16 protein-coding genes and 1 pseudogene are annotated in these 17469 nt (G+C 68.6%); 13 read left to right on the forward strand and 4 right to left on the reverse strand.

Features of this window, described 5'->3' with window-relative positions:
* Genes OG972_RS39570 through OG972_RS39595 form a run of 6 tightly spaced genes read left to right on the forward strand, consistent with a single transcriptional unit; the run spans position 1 to position 6291 of the window.
* Positions 1-885: an ABC transporter permease gene (locus OG972_RS39570; protein WP_266989819.1), complete on the forward strand. Its 885-nt coding sequence runs from the start codon at positions 1-3 to the stop codon at positions 883-885.
* Positions 882-1673 carry an ABC transporter permease gene (locus OG972_RS39575; RefSeq protein WP_266989821.1) on the forward strand — a complete coding sequence of 264 codons (792 nt, stop codon included), beginning with the start codon at positions 882-884 and terminating at the stop codon, positions 1671-1673. The genes OG972_RS39570 and OG972_RS39575 overlap by 4 nt, the downstream gene beginning before the upstream one ends.
* Complete coding sequence (locus OG972_RS39580; protein ID WP_266989823.1) at positions 1663-2835, forward strand: ABC transporter ATP-binding protein; 1173 nt, start codon at positions 1663-1665, stop codon at positions 2833-2835. Before OG972_RS39575 ends, OG972_RS39580 begins: the two co-directional genes overlap by 11 nt.
* Complete coding sequence (locus OG972_RS39585) at positions 2832-4250, forward strand: FAD-binding oxidoreductase (protein WP_266989825.1); 1419 nt, start codon at positions 2832-2834, stop codon at positions 4248-4250. The genes OG972_RS39580 and OG972_RS39585 overlap by 4 nt, the downstream gene beginning before the upstream one ends.
* A gap of 17 nt (positions 4251-4267) precedes the next feature.
* Positions 4268-4648 (forward strand): cupin domain-containing protein, encoded by a 381-nt coding sequence (locus tag OG972_RS39590; RefSeq protein WP_266989827.1) that lies wholly within the window; start codon positions 4268-4270, stop codon positions 4646-4648.
* Positions 4645-6291, forward strand: coding sequence for an amidohydrolase (locus OG972_RS39595; RefSeq protein WP_266989829.1), 1647 nt, complete (start codon positions 4645-4647; stop codon positions 6289-6291). Before OG972_RS39590 ends, OG972_RS39595 begins: the two co-directional genes overlap by 4 nt.
* Positions 6292-6863: 572 nt before the next feature.
* Here OG972_RS39595 and OG972_RS39600 read toward each other — a convergent pair.
* Positions 6864-7538 (reverse strand): response regulator, encoded by a 675-nt coding sequence (locus OG972_RS39600; RefSeq protein ID WP_266989831.1) that lies wholly within the window; start codon positions 7536-7538, stop codon positions 6864-6866.
* Positions 7535-9181 carry an ATP-binding protein gene (locus tag OG972_RS39605; RefSeq protein WP_266991011.1) on the reverse strand — a complete coding sequence of 549 codons (1647 nt, stop codon included), beginning with the start codon at positions 9179-9181 and terminating at the stop codon, positions 7535-7537. Before OG972_RS39605 ends, OG972_RS39600 begins: the two co-directional genes overlap by 4 nt.
* Before the next feature lie 97 nt (positions 9182-9278).
* Here OG972_RS39605 and OG972_RS39610 point away from each other — a divergent pair, with 97 nt between their 5' ends.
* From OG972_RS39610 to OG972_RS39630, 5 genes are all read left to right on the forward strand, one after another.
* Positions 9279-10280: a tripartite tricarboxylate transporter substrate binding protein gene (locus OG972_RS39610; RefSeq protein ID WP_266989833.1), complete on the forward strand. Its 1002-nt coding sequence runs from the start codon at positions 9279-9281 to the stop codon at positions 10278-10280.
* Positions 10277-10810 (forward strand): tripartite tricarboxylate transporter TctB family protein, encoded by a 534-nt coding sequence (locus OG972_RS39615; RefSeq protein WP_266989835.1) that lies wholly within the window; start codon positions 10277-10279, stop codon positions 10808-10810. The genes OG972_RS39610 and OG972_RS39615 overlap by 4 nt, the downstream gene beginning before the upstream one ends.
* The gene (locus tag OG972_RS39620) at positions 10810-12309 is read left to right on the forward strand and encodes a tripartite tricarboxylate transporter permease (protein ID WP_266989837.1); all 1500 of its coding nucleotides are present in this window, start codon (positions 10810-10812) and stop codon (positions 12307-12309) included. The genes OG972_RS39615 and OG972_RS39620 overlap by 1 nt, the downstream gene beginning before the upstream one ends.
* Positions 12310-12320: 11 nt before the next feature.
* The gene (locus OG972_RS39625) at positions 12321-12716 is read left to right on the forward strand and encodes a universal stress protein (protein ID WP_266989839.1); all 396 of its coding nucleotides are present in this window, start codon (positions 12321-12323) and stop codon (positions 12714-12716) included.
* A 78-nt stretch (positions 12717-12794) separates the two neighbouring features.
* A complete protein-coding gene (locus OG972_RS39630) occupies positions 12795-13922 on the forward strand; it encodes a DUF475 domain-containing protein (RefSeq protein WP_266989841.1) in 1128 nt (375 codons plus the stop codon).
* Positions 13923-13990: 68 nt separating this feature from the next.
* Here OG972_RS39630 and OG972_RS39635 read toward each other — a convergent pair whose 3' ends face one another.
* On the reverse strand, positions 13991-14491 hold the full coding sequence (locus tag OG972_RS39635) for an N-acetyltransferase (RefSeq protein ID WP_266989843.1): 501 nt from the start codon (positions 14489-14491) through the stop codon (positions 13991-13993).
* A 330-nt stretch (positions 14492-14821) separates the two neighbouring features.
* Between OG972_RS39635 and OG972_RS39640 the strand changes: the two genes are divergently transcribed.
* Positions 14822-16771, forward strand: coding sequence for a PQQ-binding-like beta-propeller repeat protein (locus tag OG972_RS39640; protein ID WP_266989845.1), 1950 nt, complete (start codon positions 14822-14824; stop codon positions 16769-16771).
* 67 nt (positions 16772-16838) lie between these two features.
* Here OG972_RS39640 and OG972_RS39645 read toward each other — a convergent pair whose 3' ends face one another.
* Positions 16839-17036, reverse strand: coding sequence for a hypothetical protein (locus OG972_RS39645; RefSeq protein ID WP_266989847.1), 198 nt, complete (start codon positions 17034-17036; stop codon positions 16839-16841).
* Between the two features lie 244 nt (positions 17037-17280).
* On the opposite strand from OG972_RS39645, the pseudogene OG972_RS39650 reads away from it, so the two are divergent.
* Positions 17281-17442, forward strand: a pseudogene (locus OG972_RS39650) (restriction endonuclease); the annotation flags it as partial.
* Positions 17443-17469: the final 27 nt, after the last annotated feature.

Raw genomic sequence — 17469 nt, forward strand, 5'->3', positions numbered from 1 at the left:
ATGACCGCCCTGATCGAGATCGCCTCCCCGGCCACCGGCGGCCGGCCCCGCAAGGGCGCCGGCGGCCGGTGGGGGATGCTGCTGCTGCCCGCGGTGGTCCTGCTCGCCGTGCTCTTCCTGGTGCCGCTGGGCCTGATGACCTGGCGCAGTGTCACCGAGCCGACGCCCGGCTGGGGCAACTACTCCTGGTTCCTCACCAGCGACGTCGCCCTCGCCACACTGGTCCGCACGCTGACCGTCGGCGCCGTCGTCACGCTGGTGACGCTGGTGCTCTCCTACCCGTACGCCTACCTGATGACCGTGGTCGGCGCCCGCGCGCGGATCTGGCTCACCCTGCTGGTGCTGCTGCCGTTCTGGACAAGCCTGATGGTGCGCACCTTCGCCTGGGTGGTGCTGCTCCAGGACAGCGGCGTGGTCAACCAGCTCCTCGGCACCGTGGGGCTGGGCCCACTGCAGCTGATCCGCACCCCCGCCGGGGTGGTGATCGGCATGTCCCAGGTGCTGATGCCCTTCATGGTGCTGCCGCTGTACGCGGTGATGAGCGGCATCGACCGCCGGCTGCTGGACGCCGCGCAGGGCATGGGCGCACGCCCGTCCGTCGCGTTCCTGCGGGTCTTCGTGCCACTGTCGCTGCCCGGCGTGGGCGCGGGCGCGCTGACCGTATTCATCACCTCGCTCGGCTTCTACATCACCCCGGCGCTGCTGGGCTCGCCCGACCAGGCGCTGATCTCGCAGCAGATCTTCACCCAGGTCAACGGGCTGCTGGCGTGGGGCCGCGGCGGAGCGATGGGCGTGGTGCTGCTGGCGGTGACGCTGGTCCTGCTGGGACTGGTCGGCGTCGTCCTGCGATTCACCCGTAGCCGTAACCGCGGAGGTGCCCGATGAGGACTGGACCCGCGCGGATCGCGCTCTGGACGTTCAGCGCCCTGGTGGGCTGCTGGCTCATCGCGCCGACACTGGTGGTGATCCCGCTCAGCTTCACCGACAAGGCATCCCTGGTGTTTCCGCCGAGCGGCTGGTCCACCCGTTGGTACGCCAACTTCTTCACCGACCCTCGGTGGATCGACGCGCTGCTCTCATCGCTCCAGGTGGGCGCCCTGGTCGCGCTGGTGGCCACTGTCCTGGGCACCGCCGCCGCGATCGCGCTCACCCGGTCCGGCTCGCGCTGGGCGAAGGCGTCGTACGGGCTGCTGCTGGCCCCCATGATCGTGCCGACCGTGGTGGTGGCCATCGGCGTGTACGCGCTCTTCCTCCAGTACAACCTGCTGGGCACCCTGCTCGGCTTCGTCACCGCCCACACCGTGCTGGCCCTGCCGTTCGTGATCATCCCGGTGACGGCGAGTCTGCGCGGCTTCGACCGGAGGCTGGAGGACGCCGCGCTGATCTGCGGCGCCAACCGGTGGGGCGCCATCCGGCAGGTGACCCTGCCGCAGATTGCCCCCGGTGTCGTCTCCGGTGCCCTGTTCGCCTTCGTCACCAGTTTCGACGAGGTCGTCGTCTCGCTGTTCATCCAGAGCCCCTACCTGCAGACCCTGCCGGTCAAGATGTTCGCCAGCGTGACCCGGGACACCGACCCCACCATTGCCGCGGCCGCCACTTTGATCATCGTCTTCACCACGGTGCTCGTGCTGGCCGCCACCTTTGCCACCGCCAGGAGGAACCGTGTCCGCTGAGTCCAGCCTCATCAAGGCGCGCGGAGCCCGCATCGAACTGGCGCAGGTGCGCAAGGAGTACGCGGACTCCGTCGCCGTCGACGACGTCTCCCTGGTCATCGAACCGGGCGAGTTCATGACCCTGTTGGGGCCCAGCGGCTCCGGCAAGACCACCACCCTCAACATCATCGCCGGCTTCACCGCCGCCACCTCGGGCACCCTGACCATAGGCGGCAAGCAGATGCAGGACCTGCCGCCGCACCGGCGCGACATCGGCATGGTCTTCCAGCACTACGCACTCTTTCCCCACATGACCGTGGCGGAGAACGTCGCCTTCCCGCTCAAGCAGCGCAAGGTGCCCAAGGCCCGCCGCGCCGAGATGGTCGAAGCGGCTCTTCAGACCGTGCGGCTCGGCGGCTACGGCCACCGCAGGCCGCGCGAACTCTCCGGCGGCCAGCAGCAGCGGGTCGCCCTGGCCCGGGCCGTGGTGTACGAGCCGAGCGTGCTGCTGATGGACGAGCCGCTCGGCGCGCTCGACAAGAAGCTGCGCGAATCCCTCCAGTTGGAGATCAAACGGGTGCACCAGGAGGTCGGCTCCACCTTCGTCTTCGTCACCCACGACCAGGAGGAGGCGCTGGTCCTGTCGGATCGCATCGCCGTCTTCGACGACGGAGGCATCCAGCAGGTCGGCACCGGGAGCGAACTCTACGAAAAGCCCCGCAGCCTCTTCGTGGCCGAGTTCCTCGGCGAGTCCTCCGTCATCCGGGGACGCGTCGAGCCGGACGGCGACGACTCCCGCCTGCGGGTCGGCGACCGCACCGTACGCGCGCTCGGCCGGCCGGCGGGGGGCGGCACGGCCGCCGTCGTGGTCCGCCCCGAGCACCTGAGAGTGCAGCCGGCTGCGGCGCCGGTGGCCTCCGGGGTCAACGCGCTGCCCGCCCGGGTCACCCAGGAGATCTACCTGGGCTCCGGCCGCAAGCTCGAACTCGCCCTGCCCGACGGCACCATGCTGCTCGCCCGCGAGCAGGCCGACCGGCTGTCCGGCGTCCGCCGCGGTGACGAGGTCACCGTGGTCTGGGACGTCGAGCGAGGCGTCCTGCTCGATGACACGACCGGCACCACCCACCCACCCACTTCCGGTGACCGGATCCCGGTCGCCGCCGCGGAAATGAGCGGACGATGAGCACGACCACCCCGAGCGGCACTCCCGCCACCAGCCCTACCTTCGTCAACGGCGCCGTCTCCTTCTGGTACCGGGAGAGCGGCGTCCCCGCCCGCCGCCCGGCCCTGCCCGGCGATCTGGACGTGGACGTCGCGCTCGTCGGCGGCGGCTACACCGCCCTGTGGACCGCCTATTACCTCAAGCAGGCCCAGCCCGACCTCAGGATCGCCGTCCTGGAGAAGGAGTTCGCCGGCTTCGGCGCCTCCGGCCGCAACGGCGGCTGGCTCAGCGCCGAGCCGCCCGGCCAGATGCACCGCTACGCCAAGTCGCACGGCCGGGAGTCGGCCGTCGCCCTGCAGCGCGAGATGTTCTCCTCCGTCGACGAGGTCATCCGGGTCGCCGCCGAGGAAGGCATCGAGGCCGACATCCAGAAGGACGGTCTGCTGCACGTCGCCACCAACGCCGCGCAGGAGCGGCGGCTGCGCGAGGGGCTGCCGCCGCTGCGCGCCGAGGGCTGGGGCGAGGACGACCTGGTCGAACTCGACGCGGACCAGCTCGCCGAGCGGGTCCGCGTGGCCGGTGCCCGCTACGCCCAGTGGAGCCCGCACTGCGCCCGCATCCAGCCCGCCAAGCTGGTACGGGGCCTGGCCGACGTGGTCGAGCGGATGGGCGTGGCCATCTACGAGGGCACCGAGGTCACCGAGATCCGCCCGCACGAGGCGGTCACCCCGCATGGCACCGTCAAGGCGACGTACGTCATCCGGGCGCTGGAGGGGTTCACCGCCGGGCTGCGCGGCCACCGCCGGGCCTGGCTGCCGATGAACAGCAGCATGATCGTCACCGAGCCGCTGCCTGCTTCAGCATGGGACGAGATCGGCTGGCGCGGCGCCGAACTGATCGGGGACGAGGCCAACTCCTACTGCTACATCCAGCGCACCACCGACGGCCGCATCGCCATCGGCGGGCGCGGCATCCCGTACATGTTCGGCTCCCACGTCGACCAGCGCGGCGAGACCCGGGCCGCCACCCAGCTGCAGCTGCAGGCCATCCTGCGGCAGCACTTCCCGGCCACCGAGGGCGTCGGGATCGACCACACGTGGTCCGGTGTGCTGGGCGTGCCGCGCGACTGGTGCGCCACCGTCCACCTGGACGAGCGGACCGGTCTCGGCTGGGCCGGCGGCTACGTCGGGCACGGCGTGACCACCACCAACCTCGCCGGACGCACTCTGCGCGACCTGATCCTGCGTCAGAAGACCGAGCTCACCCGGCTGCCCTGGGTCGACCGCAAGGTGCGCGGCTGGGAGCCGGAGCCGCTGCGCTGGCTGGGCGTGCGCAGCCTTTACGTCGCCTACCGCGCCGCCGACCGGCACGAGAACTCCGGCCTGGAGCGCACGTCCGTCATCGCACGCGTTGCCAACGTCATCAGCGGCCGCTGAAAGGAGCGACCCACCTCATGGACACCACCGCCCTCGTCCCCGCCGTCGCCTTCCTCGCCGACGCGGCAAACGCCGATCTGCCCCCCGCGAACCCCAAGCCCACCAGCACCACCGGCCAGCAGGAGACCACCCGCCCCCTGTGGCAGTCCCCCGACGGACTGGTGGAGGTCGGCGTCTGGGAGTGCGACCCCGGCCGCTTCACCGCCACCCGCGACGGCTACGACGAGGTCTGCCAGGTGCTGACCGGGTCCGCCACCGTGCACACCGAGGGCGGAGAGGCCGTCGAGCTGGTTCCCGGCTCCACCCTGGCGATGCCAGCCGGCTGGCGCGGCACGTGGCAGGTGCAAGAGACCCTGCGCAAGGTGTACGTGCTGCGCACCCACCGGGCCGACGCATGACCCTCGTCCTGCACGGCGGCCGCGTGTGGACCGGCGACCCTCGGCGCCCCCACGCGACGGCCGTCGCCGTGTCCGGCGGCCGGATCACCGCCGTGGGCACTGACGCCGAGGTACGCCGGGCCGCCGGCCGGCCCGCCGAAGCCGTCGACCTGGCCGGCCGGACCGTGGTGCCCGGCCTCCAGGACGCGCACATCCACCCCGTCTGGGGCGCCCTGGAGGCGCTGCGCTGCGACCTCACCGGCGCCACCGATGCCGAGAGCTGCGTCGCGGCCGTCCGGGAGTACGCGACCGCCCACCCCGGGCAGCCGTGGATCCTGGGCGGCGGCTGGACCATGGACTGCTTCCCCGGCGGCTGGCCCACCCGTGAGCCGCTGGACGCGGTCGTCCCGGACCGGCCGGTCTTCCTGCCCAACTCCGACCACCACTCTGCATGGGTCAACTCGGCGGCAATGGAACGCGCCGGGATCGACGCGGCCACACCGGACCCGCCGGCCGGGCGGATCGAACGCGACGCGGCCGGCCGGCCCACCGGGGTACTGCACGAGAGCGCCATGGACCTGGTGGCCCGGGTGCTTCCGCGGGACACCGTCGAGGACCAGGTCGCGGCGCTCCGCCACGCGCAGGCCCACCTCTTCCGCTACGGCATCACCGGCTGGCAGGACGCCATCGTCGGCGCCTACGGCGGGGCCGGCGACACGCTCGCCGCCTACCGCCGGGCCGACGCGGGGGGACTGCTGAAGGCCCGGGTCACCGGCGCCCTGTGGTGGGACCGCGACCGCGGCCTGGAGCAGCTGGACGACCTGGTGGCGCGCCGCGGCGAGCCCGGTCGCCGGTTCCGGGCCGGTGCGGTCAAGGTGATGCAGGACGGCGTGCTGGAGAACGGCACCGGTGCGCTGCTGGAGCCGTACCTGGACTCCTGCGGGTGCGTCACCAGCAACCTCGGCCACTCCAACGTGCCTGCCGAGCTGCTCTCCCAGTCGGTGACCCGGCTGGACGCCGCCGGCTTTCAGGTGCACTTCCACGCGATCGGCGACCGCGCCGTGCGCGAGTGCCTGGACGCGGTCGAGGCCGCCGTCCACGCGAACGGGGCTCGTGACCGGCGCCACCACATCGCCCATGTGCAGCTGGTCGACGACGCGGACATCGGCCGCTTCGCCGAGCTGGGGGTGGCAGCCAACGTCCAGTCGCTGTGGGCGACCCACCACCAGCAGACCGACGAGCTGACCAACCCCCTGCTGGGCGAGGGACGGGCCGGCCGACAGTATCCCTTCCGTCGGCTGCTGGACAGCGGCGCCCGGCTCGCAGGGGGCAGCGACTGGCCGGTCACCACGGCCGACCCGTGGCAGGCCATGCATGTGGCCGTGCACCGCACCGAACCGCCCAGCTCGGCGCACGCCGAGTGGCCGGGCGCCGACCGCCCGTTCGTGCCCGAGGAGCGGCTGGAGTTCACCGACATCCTGCGCGCCTACACCGCAGGCTCAGCCTGGGTGAACGGCAACGACGACGAGGTCGGCCTGGTGCGCGAGGGCATGGCGGCGGACCTCGCTGTCCTCGACCAGGACCTCTTCGCCCCGGACGCGTACGTGGCTGGCGCCCGCTCGGTGCTCACCCTCGTCGCGGGGGAGGCCGTCCACGCCGATTGAGTGGTCGGATGGCGGAGTGGGTGATGGCACCAACTCGTAAGAGCAATGCCGGACGACGTCGGCCGGCCGTGGCGGACGACGCTGTCCGCCACGGGGCGTACGGGACGCTCCCGCGTTCGCGAAACGAGAACCGGCCCCTCCTGACGCGGATGCAGCGCAGATCTCCACAGCGCCGCGCTCAGGCAGTGGCATCAGCCCTGCGTCGGCGCCTCCGGGGTGAGGGGCAAGGCATCATCGCGCCGAACACCGCCCCCACCGGGCCCGCAACCAACCACCTCCCGACGCCGACCAGCAACCCACGACCATGCACAAGCCCGAAAACCGCCGACTCCTGCGCACCCGCATCCTCAGCGGCGTCATCAACGAGTACCGCTAATCGACTTGACCTGCAGCGACGACTTTCCGAGCCCCACAGGATCCGGCAGCGCCATGACCCTGCGCAGCAAGGTCATCCGCCCTGCACTGATGCCCACGAGGCTCACGTCGCGTTGCCGTCACTGCTCCCCATGCCTTCGCTGCTGTGTGAGTGGGGAGGGACTGGCCCCATGGCGGCCGGACCGGCAAGAGCGAACTCAGGCGCGCCAACCGTAGCGGCGCTCGGGTCTGCCGGCGGCTCCGTACCGCAAGGACACCTCGGCGCGGCCGGTGTCGTGGAAGTATTCGAGGTAACGGCGCGCGCTGACCCGGGAGATGCCAGTTCGGGCCGCGCACTCGGCGGCGGACAGCGTTCCGTCGGTACCGCACAGTGTGCGTTCGATCAGCTCTGCGGTCTCCACGCTCATGCCCTTCGGCAGCGCGACACTCGACGCCGACAAGCCGGCCCCGGTCAGTACCCGGTCCACGTCGGCCTGACCTCTGACGACTGTGGTGAGCAGGCTGTTGCGCTGGGCGGCGTACCGTACGAGGCGGGGACGCAGGTCTTCGAAGTCGAACGGCTTCAGCAGGTAGTTGACCACACCCTGGCGGACGGAGCGGCGGACCACGTCGGTCTCGCGCGAGGCACTGATCACCATGACGTCACAGTCGTGCCCGGCGGTCCGCAGACGTGGAATGACGTCCAGGCCGAACATGTCAGGAAGATAGAGGTCGAGCAGGACCAGGTCGGGGCGCAGCTCGCCGACGGCCGTGATCGCCTGCTCACCGGTGTTCGCCGTGCCGACGACCCGGAAGGGCTCGACGCGGTCGACGAAGTTCTGGTGGACACTTGCCACCATGAAGTCGTCGTCGACGACCAGTACGTCGATCATCGGGAGGCTCCTTCCGGTACCGCGCCGGCCAGGTTGCCGACGGACATCCTCGCGGTGAACATGGCGCCGTCGGGCGTGTTGGTCACCGCGACCTCGCCGCCGCGGCGCTCGCAGACCAGCCGGGTGAGCGCCAGCCCGATACCGCGATCCCCCTCCTGGGCAGCCTTCGTGGTGAAGCCGTGCAAGAAGACTTCCTGAGCGAGCTCGGGCGCCACGCCGGGGCCCGAGTCGCGCACCACGATCTCCACGCTGGATGCGTCCTGCCGCAATTCGACCTCCACCCAGGCATCGTGGCCGTCGTCGCCCGCCGTCGCGGCGTCGACGGCGTTGTCGACGAGGTTGCCGATCACTGTCGCCACGTCCACCGAGTCCTCCGGCGCCAGCCGGTCGAGCGCCGTATGCTCCGAGACGCGCAGCACGACCTTCCGTTCGGCCGCGAGCGAGGACTTCGCCATCAACAGAGCGCCGACGGCCATGTCGCGAACCCGTCTGGTCAGGGTCGTGTCCAGCGAATGGCGGTGTCGGCTCAGCGCGCGGACGTACTGCACCACCTCGTCGTGCTTACCGATCTGGATCAACCCGGAAATCGTGTGCAGCTGATTGGTGAACTCGTGGGCCTGCGCGCGCAGTAGCTCGGCGGAGCTGCGGAACGATCCGATCTCGCGTTCCAGTTGCGCCAGTTCGGTACGGTCCCGCAAGGTCGTGACCGAGCCGAGCTGGCGGCCGTCCTTGGTGACGGTCATCCGGTTCATCACCAGAACCCGACTCCGGCGTATGACGACTTCGTCGCGACGCTCGGCCGTGTCACTGGGGGATCCGGCGAGTACGTCGTGCAGTCGGCCCTCAATCCGGAGGTCGGTCAGGCTCATCCCCACACAGTGCTCCGGCAGATCGAGCAACCGCCTGCCGACCTCGTTCACCAGGGTGAGCCGCAACTGCGGGTCGAGGGCGATCACGCCTTCTGCGATCCCATACAGCATTGCCTCGCGGTGCTCGGCGAGCCCCGCGATCTCGCGTGGCTCCAACCCGAGGGTCTGGCGTTTGGTACGCCGGGCCAGCAGCCACGATCCGATCAGGCCGAGCCCGCTCGCAATGCCGAGGTAGGCGAGCAGATACGATGACGCGCCATTCAGCCGCTGCCAGACCGTCGGTGACGCCTCACCGATCATCACCGTGCCGAGATGTCGGCCGAGGTTGGGTTGAGCCGCTTTGAGCACCGGCACCTGGGCCACCAGCTCGTGGGCACCGTCCAGGACCAGCTTGCCTGACCAGCCGCGGGCCTGGGCGACGCCGGGGCCGAGCGGCAACCTAGTACCGATCGCTGTGGGATTCGTGGAGCTGACAATCCTGCCGCTGCTGTCGGCGACCGTCACGGAGGTGACACCCGACTGGGTCAGCGTGGTCTGGACGAGCGGGGCGAGCGTCTCACCCGACGCCGGTCGGCCGAGCTGGCTGGACATCAAGGGGTTACCGGCCAGCTGCTCGGCCAGCGCGGTGACCCGGCGTCCTTCGACCCGGTTGAAGGTCGCTTCCGACTGGGCCAGCGAGACGGCGGCGACCGCCAGCAGCACCACCACGACGATGGCGAGCTGGAGTACCAACAGCTCGCCCGCGAGGGTATGGCGGCGAAAAGTTACGACCACAATTAACTCAATCTTCAATGCTGACACAACACAGACGTGGCGTCTGCCGAGTCGCACAATCATGGCGTCCGACTGCCGGAAGTGAAAGAGACAAGCCATGAGAACTCGCAGAGCTGCTGTCGTCAGTGCGCTGGCCGCCATGTCCATGCTCGCGGTAGGCGCCTGCGGCGCCACCGCGGAGAAGGAGGGGACGGGAAAGAGCGACGAGCCCGTCACCGGCCTGCGGATCATGGTCCCCAACACCCCGGGCGGTGGGTATGACACCACGGCGCGGACGGCGGCCAAGGTGATGGAGGACACCAAGATCGCGTCCGGAATTCAGGTGTTCAATCTTCCGGGCGCCGGCGGCACGGTCGGTCTGCAGCGCACCGTGAACGAAAAGGGCAACGGCAAGCTCACGATGCAGATGGGGCTGGGAGTCGTCGGTGCTGCGTACGCCTCGAAGTCGAAGGCGACACTCTCCCAGACCACGCCGATCGCCAAGCTGATGGAGGAAGCGGGCGCGATCGTCGTGCCCAAGAGCTCTCCGTACAAGACGATCGACGATCTCGTCACCGCCTGGAAGAAGAACCCCAAGAGCATCGCTGTCGGGGGCGGCTCCTCGCCCGGCGGACCGGACCATCTGCTTCCGATGCAGCTCGCCAAGACGGTCGGCATCGACCCGAAGAAGGTCAACTACATCGGCTACGACGGCGGTGGTGAGCTGCTCCCGGCGATCCTCGGCAACAAGATCGCCTTCGGTGCCAGCGGTTTCGGCGAGTTCCTCGACCAGATCGAGGCGGGTCAGGTGCGGGTGCTCGCGGTGACCAGCGAGAAGCCGATCGACGCCCTCAAGGATGCCCCGACACTGAAGTCTTCGGGTATCGACATGGTCTTCACCAACTGGCGCGGAATCGTTGCCCCGCCCGGCATCAGCGACGCCGACAAGAAGGTCTGGATCGACTCGCTGACCGCGATGCACGGCTCCAAGGAGTGGAAGGCTGAGCTGACCAAGCACGGCTGGACCGACGCGTTCACCACAGGCGAGGAGTTCGCCACCTACCTGACGGAACAGGACAAGGCCGTTGCCGGCATCCTCACAGAGCTCGGCCTGGCATGAGCCTGGACGTCGATGAGCGCACCGACTCGGGTTCCCGCCGGCCCTCGGGCGCGGACCGCGCACAGTACGGTGTGTGCGCGTTCCTCGCCCTGCTGGGCGTACTGGTGATCGTCGATGCCACCGGGATCGCACACACAACGAGCAGCACCGACCCGATCGGGCCGCGCACGGTACCGGTGCTCCTCGGCGTACTGCTCCTCGTGATCGCCGTCGTGTACATCGTCGACGTCGCGCGGGGCGGCCGCGCCGAGCCGGAGGCCGGCGAGGACGTCGACCTGACGAATCCGATCGACTGGCGCACAGTGCTGCTGTTGATCGGCGCGTTCGTCGTCAACGCGGTGTTGATCGAACCCCTCGGCTGGGTGATCAGCGGGGCACTCCTGTTCTGGGGAACAGCCTTCGCCCTGGGCAACCGGCACTACCTGCGCAACCTGGCGATCGCAGTAGCGCTGTCGCTGATCACCTTCTACGCCTTCGCGATCGGGCTCGGCGTCAATCTCCCGGCCGGCGTGCTGCAAGGAATCCTGTAATGGACAACCTGAATCATCTACTCGAGGGGTTCGCGCACGTCGTCACCCCGATGAACCTTCTGCTGGCGTTGATCGGCGTCACGATCGGTACGGCGGTCGGGGTCCTGCCCGGCATCGGCCCGGCCATGACCGTGGCCCTGCTACTGCCAGTGACGTACGGAATGGAGCCGACCCAGGCATTCATCATGTTCGCCGGCATCTTCTACGGAGGCATGTACGGCGGTTCGACCACCTCGATCCTGCTGAATACGCCCGGCGAATCGTCCTCGGTCGTCACGGCCATCGAGGGCAACAAGATGGCCAAGGCCGGCCGGGCGGCGCAGGCCCTCGCCACCGCGGCGATCGGATCCTTCGTCGCCGGAACGATCGGCACCCTGCTGCTGGTGCTCGTCGCCCCGCTCGTGGTGGACTTCGCGGTCGGCCTCGGCGCACCGGACTATTTCGCGATCATGCTGCTGTCCTTCATCGCGGTCACCGCAGTACTCGGCTCGTCGCGCATCCGCGGGTTCGCCTCGCTGCTCGTCGGCCTAGTGATCGGGATTGTCGGAATCGACTCGGTCTCCGGGCAGCAGCGGCTCACCTTCGGCGTCCCCCAGCTCGCCGACGGCATTGATGTGGTGGTGGTCGCCGTCGGCATCTTCGCCGTCGGCGAAGCCCTCTGGGTGGCGGCGCATCTGCGGCGTAAGCCCGCAGGGGTGATCCCCGTCGGCGTGCCGTGGATGGGCCGGGAGGACTGGAAACGGTCCTGGAAGCCATGGCTGCGCGGCACCGCCTTCGGCTTTCCCTTCGGGGCCATGCCGGCTGGTGGCGCGGAGATCCCGACGTTCCTGTCGTACGCCACAGAGAAAAAGCTGACCAAGCACCCAGAGCAGTTCGGCAAGGGGGCGATCGAGGGAGTTGCCGGCCCGGAGGCAGCGAACAACGCGTCCGCGGCGGGCACCCTGGTGCCGATGCTCGCCATCGGGCTGCCGACGAACGCGACCGCCGCGGTGATGCTCGCGGCATTCCAGTCGTACGGCATCCAGCCCGGCCCTCTGCTGTTCGAGCGCGAGTCGGGGCTTGTCTGGGCGCTGATTGCCAGCCTGTTCATCGGCAATCTGCTGCTGCTCCTGCTGAATCTGCCGCTTGCGCCGGCCTGGGCCAGGCTGCTGCGGATACCGCGCCCCTATCTGTACGCGGGGATTGTGTTCTTCGCGTCGATGGGTGCCTACGCGGTCAACGCCCAGCCCTTGGACCTGTTCCTCCTCCTGACGCTGGGGCTGATCGGTTTCGGGATGCGGAGATTCGGGTTGCCGGTGCTGCCGCTGATTGTCGGCGTCATCCTCGGCCCCCGCGCGGAACTGCAGGGCCGGCGGTCGCTTCAGCTGTCGGGCGGCGAACTGTCCGGTCTGCTGGGCGGACCGGTGTCCTATGTGATCTACGCGGTGATCGTGCTCGTACTGGCCTGGCCGCTGGTCCGCCGGTACATCGTGCGTCCGCTCGTTGAGCAACGGGCCTGAAAGGGGCAGTCATGACGGTACTGGTTGGATATGTGCCCTCGCCGGAAGGTGAGGCGGCCCTGCGCGCGGGAGTCGACGAGGCCCGCACCCGGGGCGAGACCCTGCTGGTGATGAATGCCTCGCGAGGCGACGCGTACGTCGACCGCGGTTTCGCACAGCAGAAAGACCTCGACCAGGTCCGACGGGACCTGACCGAGCTGGGTGTCGACTTCGACATACGCCAGGTGGTCGGCGGGCGCGATGCCGCCGAGGAGATCGTCGAGCTGGCGGGGTCGTCCGAGGTCTCCCTGGTGGTGATCGGGCTGAGGCACCGCAGCGCGGTCGGCAAGCTCCTCCTGGGATCCTCGGCGCAGCGGATCCTCCTGGATTCTCCGTGTCCGGTCCTCGCGGTGAAAGCAGATTACTGACATTCCGTCGCCTCGGGGTGCGTCCTGGCCAACCACGCACGAGTTCGTCAGCGCCCCCTTCTACACGATTGGGTACCAGTGGTTCTGAAAACCTTCGGCTGGTCGTTCGCTGTCACCGCACTCGGTCTGGTCGCAGCGGTGCTCTACGGCGGGTGGACCGCGTTCGGGGTCGTCTTGATCCTGTCCATCCTCGAGATCTCGCTGTCCTTCGACAACGCGGTGGTCAACGCCGGAATCCTCAAGAAGATGAGTGCCTTCTGGCAGAAGATCTTCCTCACGGTCGGTGTGCTCATTGCTGTGTTCGGTATGCGGCTGGTCTTCCCCGTCGTGATCGTCGCCGTCAGCGCGAAGATGGGGCCCGTCGAGGCGGTCGACCTGGCATTGAACGATGCCGAGCGCTACGAGCAGTTGGTCACCGACGCGCACCCGTCGATCGCGGCCTTCGGCGGGATGTTCCTGTTTATGATCTTCCTCGACTTCGTCTTCGAGGAGCGTGACATCAGGTGGCTGGCCTGGCTGGAGCGGCCGCTGGCCAAACTCGGCAAGATCGACATGCTGTCGGTCTGCATCGCCCTGATCGTGCTGCTCATCAGCTCGATGACCTTCGCGGTCAACGCCCACCAGCACGCCGGGCACGCGGACAAGGCTCAGACCGTACTGATCTCCGGTATCGCCGGTCTGATCACGTATCTGGTCGTCGGGGGCCTCTCCGGCTTCTTCGAGAACAGGCTCGAGGAGGAAGAGGAGCGAGAGCACGAGGCCGAGGAAAAGGCGAAGAAGGCGGGCAAGTCCGTCCCGGCCGTCGTGATGGTCGGCAAGGCCGCGTTCTTCCTGTTCCTCTACCTCGAGGTCCTCGACGCGTCCTTCTCCTTCGACGGCGTCATCGGCGCTTTCGCCATCACCAATGACATCGTGCCGATGGCGCTCGGTCTCGGTATCGGCGCCATGTACGTCCGTTCCCTCACGGTCTACCTCGTCCGCCAAGGCACCCTGGACGACTACGTCTACCTGGAGCACGGCGCGCACTACGCGATCGGCACGCTCGCCGTGATCCTGCTCGTCACCATCCAGTACCAGATCAACGAGATCATCACCGGCCTGGTCGGCGTGGTGCTGATCGGCTGGTCGTTCTGGTCCTCGGTGCGGCGCAACAAGGCGCTCGCCGCAGAGGAGGTGCAGCCACAGGAAGCTCTCACCGGGGTGTGACCCGGCAAGGATTGACGGGCGTCGACCATGGCCGGATCGGCCAGACCCAGACGAGTTGTTCCAAAGGCTCAGGCGAGTTGCTTGTGCATGACGATGCAGGGTCGGTGGTGCTGTATGTCGGCACGGCGGTCGATCTCCTGCCAGCCCAGTGAGCTCCAGAAGGCCAGGGCGGAGGGGTTGTTCTCCAGGACGGCCAACCGGATACCGTCCTGGCCTTCGTTGCGGAACCGTTCCTCGACCAGGTCGGCCAGCAGCCGGCCAAATCCTTTGTGGTGAAGGCTGCCGTGCACCAGCAGCAACCCAATCCAGGGATGGCCGTCTGCGGGGTGGCGGTCGAGTAGACAAAGGAGCCCGACGAGCTGTCCCTGCGCGTCGAGTGCGAGTAGTACCTCGCAGCCATCGGTACCGGCTTCCTCGCGCAGGTCGGCTTCCACCTGATCGGCCTGGACGTTCTCAGGGTCGTACTCGCCAGCGGCGCGACAGTACTCCGGGTTGCTCGCGTAGAGGTCTACCACTTCGGCGAGCTCTTCCGGAGAGAAGCCAAGCGGGGAAAGAGAGAGCGTGGACATGCGGGCAGGGTAGCCAACGCGGCCCGGTCGTTGCCGAACATGAGAAGGAGGACATCCAAGCTCAGGTTGTGATGACAGGGAACCGGAGGGAATTGAACCTCTGGGAGGCAGAGCAGCCGATGGGCTTCGGGCTGCTGGATGGCAACAGGGTCGTTACGCACCCGCTTGTTCGGAGATGACCGTCGATTCCGTCTTGCTGCCGGTGGGCAGGTGGTGGGTGTGGGATCGTCGGTGTGGTCCCGCAGGGGCGGGTCCGGTGTGACGCGTGTGGCTTGGCAGGCGTCCGGACGGGGGGTGGGGGGCTTGCGGGTTGTGGGCGGCCGTTACGAGTTGGTCGCGTTCGTCGGTCGGGGCGGTATGGGGGAGGTCTGGGAGGGCCGCGATCGTGTGATCGAGCGCCGAGTCGCGGTCAAGTTGTTGCCGCACGACCGGCGGGACGCCTCCGGCGCGAAGCTGTTCTTCCGCGAGGCTCGAACCGCCGGCAGGCTGAACCACGCGGGCGTGGTGACGGTCTTCGACCTGGGTCAGGACCCCGACGACGGCACCCTCTATCTGGTGATGGAGTTCTTTACCGGGCGAGACCTGGACACGGTGCTCCGCGAGGATGGTGCACCCCAGGTGGCCACTGCTGTGGACTGGGCGGCACAGACCGCCGAGGCCCTGAAGGCCGCCCATGCAGCCGGGATTGTGCACCGGGACCTGAAACCGGCGAACCTCATGCTCGCCCCGGACGGTCGGATCAAGATCCTCGACTTCGGTATCGCCCGGTACATAGCGTCCACACACAAGTCGAGCAAGGTCATCGGCACGCTTGCCTACATGCCCCCCGAGCGTTTCGGCGACGTCCCCGCCGAATCTCGCTCCGACCTGTACTCGCTGGGCTGCGTGCTCCACGAACTCCTCACCGGAAGCACCCCCTTCCAGGCCGCCGAACCAGTTGCGATGATGGCCGCCCACCTGAACACAACCCCGGAGCCACCGGGCCGGGCTCGACCTGGTGTCCCTGCCGCCTTGGACGACCTGGTCATGGCCCTCCTCGCCAAGGACCCCGGCGACCGCCCCTCATCAGCGGCCGAGGTCCGCGATCGCCTCCGCGAACTTTCCGCCGTAACCCCGGCATCCGGTGCCGGATCCGACCTGTCCGGCGCGGACACGAAGACCGTTACCACTCCGCTCACCGGTGCCGGTCCCGGCGCAGCCCAAACGCCGGTGCCCGTGCCGGGACCGGGCGCAGGCACGCCCATGCCGACGGGGCGCATCAGCCGTCGCACCGCGCTGCGGCTCGGCATCGGCGCCAGTATCACCGCCGCCCTCGGTACCGGTGTCGCTGCCGCCGTCAACTTGTTCGACCACAACACCACTGACCACAAGACCCCCAAGACCCCAGACCCACGGCTCCGGTGGCGATACGCCACCGGAGATGCGGTCACGTCGTCGCCGGCGGTGGTTGACGGGGGCGTGTACATCGGCAGCACCGACGGGAGCGTGTACGCCCTGCACGTGACCACCGGGAAGAAGAAATGGGCCTACGCCACCGGCGACAAGGTCGAAGGGATGCCGGCGGTGGTCGACGGGCTCGTGTACATCGGCAGCACCGACGGGAGCGTGTACGCCCTGGATGCCGCTACTGGGGAGAGGAAGTGGGCCTACGCCACCGGCGACAAGTTCGAAGCGGCGCCGACGGCGGTCGACGGGATGGTGTACATCGCTGGAAACAACTCCGTGACAGCCCTGAACGCGGCTACCGGGAACGAGAAATGGGCCGTCTCCTGCGATTCCGGCCTTGAGTCGCCGGCGGTGGTCGACGGAGTGGTGTACATCGCTGGCTACAACTCCGTGACAGCCCTGAACGCGGCTACCGGGAACGAGAAATGGGTGCGCCGCGCAAGCGACTGGGGCTTCGACAGGAAAGACGAGTGGGACAACACGCCAGAGGATTGGCGCTTCACGCCGCCGACGGTGGCCGACGGCGTGGTGTATATCGGCAGCAGTAAGAGGGTGTACGCCTTGGACGCGGTCACCGGGAAGAAGAGATGGGCCTTCGATACCGGCGGCACGGTCGGAGGGACACCGACAGTGGCCGACGGAGTCGTATATATCGGCAGCTTTGACCACAACGTGTACGCCTTGGACGCGGTCACCGGGAACAAGAAATGGTCCTACGCCACCGGCGGCAGGGTCCGATCGTCACCGGCGGTGGTCGACGGGGTCGTGTACGTCGGCAGTCAGGACCACAACGTGTACGCCCTGGATGTCACCATCGAGGGCAGCTCGGCATAGCCCTCTCCACCACCCGCTTCTGGAAAATCAGGGAACCGGAGGGAGGCTGAGCCTCTGGAAGCAGTGGTCATGGCTGAGTTGGATCCTTGATGAAGCGGTGCGGGCGGGCGGCCTTGACGTACTTCATCGCTGTCTCGAGGGCGATTCCGAAGACGCGCACCCGGTGGACAGGGTCGGCTGTCTCGTGTGCTTCGTCGAAGATCCGGTCGATCGACGTAGGCTTCGCCGCCCACCACGCCAACAGGGCCCTCGCGGTGCTCCTCACTCCTGAACGCGTCCGCAGTTACTACAAGTGGCTCACGGATGGGTAGGAGAGCCCGCCGCACGCAACTCCCCGCGTGGGCCTGGCCAAGCTGCAGTTGCTGGAAGTCACGCTGATCCACTACGCGCGCCGACTCGACCTCGCCGACCTGCCTTCCTGACCCGCTGCCCGCGCTGTCCGGTCCGGTTTTCCCCTTCGGGCCGGACTGCCGACTCCGACCCCGCGCACCCCTGGCGGATGCGTGAGCTGGTTCGGCCACAGCCCCGCCGCCCGCGACCACGTCATAGCCCTCGCGGGCCGTCCACTCACCGGCCCACAGCCTGGTGCGAACGCTGTTGCGGCCGCTCACCGCGACTGGCACGCCCGTCAGGTCTTCCACGGCGAGCCACGCCCTGCCCTGGCTGCCTGACCGTGCAGCGCCGGTTTCCTCTCCGAC

This window comes from Streptomyces sp. NBC_01669, assembly GCF_026339735.1.
GTDB lineage: Bacteria > Actinomycetota > Actinomycetes > Streptomycetales > Streptomycetaceae > Streptomyces > Streptomyces yanii.

Bases quoted from the DNA above. Each gene is read 5' to 3' on its own strand.
- OG972_RS39620 (WP_266989837.1), top strand. From the start codon at position 10,810: ATGGACAACCTGAATCATCTACTCGAGGGGTTCGCGCACGTCGTCACC.
- OG972_RS39635 (WP_266989843.1), bottom strand. From the start codon at position 14,491: ATGTCCACGCTCTCTCTTTCCCCGCTTGGCTTCTCTCCGGAAGAGCTC.
- OG972_RS39570 (WP_266989819.1), top strand. From the start codon at position 1: ATGACCGCCCTGATCGAGATCGCCTCCCCGGCCACCGGCGGCCGGCCC.
- OG972_RS39575 (WP_266989821.1), top strand. From the start codon at position 882: ATGAGGACTGGACCCGCGCGGATCGCGCTCTGGACGTTCAGCGCCCTG.
- OG972_RS39610 (WP_266989833.1), top strand. From the start codon at position 9,279: ATGAGAACTCGCAGAGCTGCTGTCGTCAGTGCGCTGGCCGCCATGTCC.
- OG972_RS39585 (WP_266989825.1), top strand. From the start codon at position 2,832: ATGAGCACGACCACCCCGAGCGGCACTCCCGCCACCAGCCCTACCTTC.
- OG972_RS39600 (WP_266989831.1), bottom strand. From the start codon at position 7,538: ATGATCGACGTACTGGTCGTCGACGACGACTTCATGGTGGCAAGTGTC.
- OG972_RS39590 (WP_266989827.1), top strand. From the start codon at position 4,268: ATGGACACCACCGCCCTCGTCCCCGCCGTCGCCTTCCTCGCCGACGCG.
- OG972_RS39595 (WP_266989829.1), top strand. From the start codon at position 4,645: ATGACCCTCGTCCTGCACGGCGGCCGCGTGTGGACCGGCGACCCTCGG.
- OG972_RS39625 (WP_266989839.1), top strand. From the start codon at position 12,321: ATGACGGTACTGGTTGGATATGTGCCCTCGCCGGAAGGTGAGGCGGCC.
- OG972_RS39615 (WP_266989835.1), top strand. From the start codon at position 10,277: ATGAGCCTGGACGTCGATGAGCGCACCGACTCGGGTTCCCGCCGGCCC.